General features: G+C 62.0%; 1 protein-coding gene. It reads left to right on the plus strand.

Translation table 11 applies throughout. The annotated features are described in order from the left end of the window. Nucleotides 1-27 precede the first annotated feature (27 nt). A complete protein-coding gene (gene cysI / locus ACTHSQ_RS11090; protein WP_440375954.1) occupies nucleotides 28-1,752 on the plus strand; it encodes an assimilatory sulfite reductase (NADPH) hemoprotein subunit in 1,725 nt (574 codons plus the stop codon). Nucleotides 1,753-1,873 lie beyond the last annotated feature (121 nt).

Raw genomic sequence — 1,873 nt, forward strand, 5'->3', positions numbered from 1 at the left:
CCCCGCGCCAAACTCCCCGCCACCCCCCTGGCCGACAACGAACGCCTCAAAGGCCAGAGCCGCCACCTGCGCGGCACCATCGCCCAAGACCTCGGCGACGGCCTCACCGGCGGCTTCAACGGCGACAACTTCCAGCTCATCCGCTTCCACGGCATGTACGAGCAGGACAACCGCGACATCCGCGCCGAGCGGAACGACCAAAAGCTCGACAATCTCAAAAACGTCATGCTGCGCTGCCGCCTGCCCGGCGGCGTGATCACCCCGCAGCAGTGGCTGGGCATCGACCAATTCTCCGGCAGCCACACCCTCTACGGCTCCATCCGCCTCACCAACCGCCAAACCTTCCAATACCACGGCATCCTCAAGCCTGACATCAAAGCCGTGCACCAATGGCTGCACAAACTCGGCCTCGACTCCATCGCCACCGCAGGCGACGTGAACCGCAACGTCCTGTGCACCAGCAACCCCGTGGAAAGCAGCCTGCACCGCGAAGCCTGGGAATGGGCGAAGAAAATCAGCGAACACCTCCTACCCAAATCCCGCGCCTACGCCGAAATCTGGCTCGACGGCGAAAAAGTGGAAACCACCGAAACCGCCCCCCTGTCCGAAGGCGTGAAAAGCGGCGACGACACCGAACCCGTACTCGGCGCCAGCTACCTGCCGCGCAAATTCAAAACCACCGTCGTCATCCCCCCGCACAACGACGTAGACCTGCACGCCAACGACTTAAACTTCGTCGCCATTGAAGAAAACGGCAAACTCGCCGGCTTCAACGTACTCGTGGGAGGCGGCCTCTCCATGGAGCACGGCAACACCAAAACCTACCCCGACACCGCCCGCGAATTCGGCTTCATCGGGCTCGACAAAGTGCTCGACTGCGCCGCCGCCGTCGTTTCCGTGCAGCGCGACTGGGGCAACAGGAGCGACCGCAAAGCCGCCAAAACCCGCTACACCCTCGAGCGCGTGGGCACGGAAGTATTCATCGCCGAAGTGGAAAACCGCATGGGCGCGAAATTCCAGCCCATCCACCCCTACGAATTTACCACGCGCGGCGACCGCATCGGCTGGGTGCAGGGCGAAGACAAAAAATGGCACCTCACCCTCTTCATCGAAAACGGCCGCATCACCGACGCGCCCGGCCGCCCGCTCAAAACCGGCCTGCGCGAAATCGCCAAAATCCACAAAGGCGACTTCCGCCTCACCGCCAACCAAAACCTCATCGTGGCCGGCGTGGCCGCCCGCGACAAGGCCAAAATCGAAAAAATCGCCCGCGAACACGGTCTCATCAACGACAAAGTGAGCAAACAGCGCGAAAACAGCATGGCCTGCGTCGCCCTGCCCACCTGCCCGCTGGCCATGGCCGAAGCCGAACGCTTCCTGCCCCAATTCCTCGACCATGTGGACGAAATCATGGCAGAAAACGGCCTGTCCGAAGAGCACATCGTTTTGCGCGCCAACGGCTGCCCCAACGGCTGCGGCCGCACCATGCTCTCCGAAATCGGCCTCGTGGGCAAAGCCGTGGGTCGCTACAACCTCTACGCCGGCGGCAACCGCCAAGGCACGCGTATCCCCCGCCTCTACAAAGAAAATATCACCGAACCCGAAATCCTCGCCATCCTGCGCGAATGGATCGCCGGCTGGGCAACAGGCCGCGAACCGGGCGAAGGCTTCGGCGACTACGCCGTGCGCACCGGCATCGTCCAACCCGTGCTCGACCCCCCGCGCGATTTCTGGAAAGCATCTGCCGCCTGATTCGGCAAGAAAAAGGCTGCTTGAGACCTTTGCAAAATTCCCCAAAATCCCCTAAATTCCCACCAAGACATTTAGGGGATTTTCCATGAGCACCTTCTTCCGGCAAACCGCACAAGCCATG

Source organism: Neisseria sp. P0009.S008 (assembly GCF_051958615.1).
Taxonomy (GTDB): domain Bacteria; phylum Pseudomonadota; class Gammaproteobacteria; order Burkholderiales; family Neisseriaceae; genus Neisseria; species Neisseria subflava.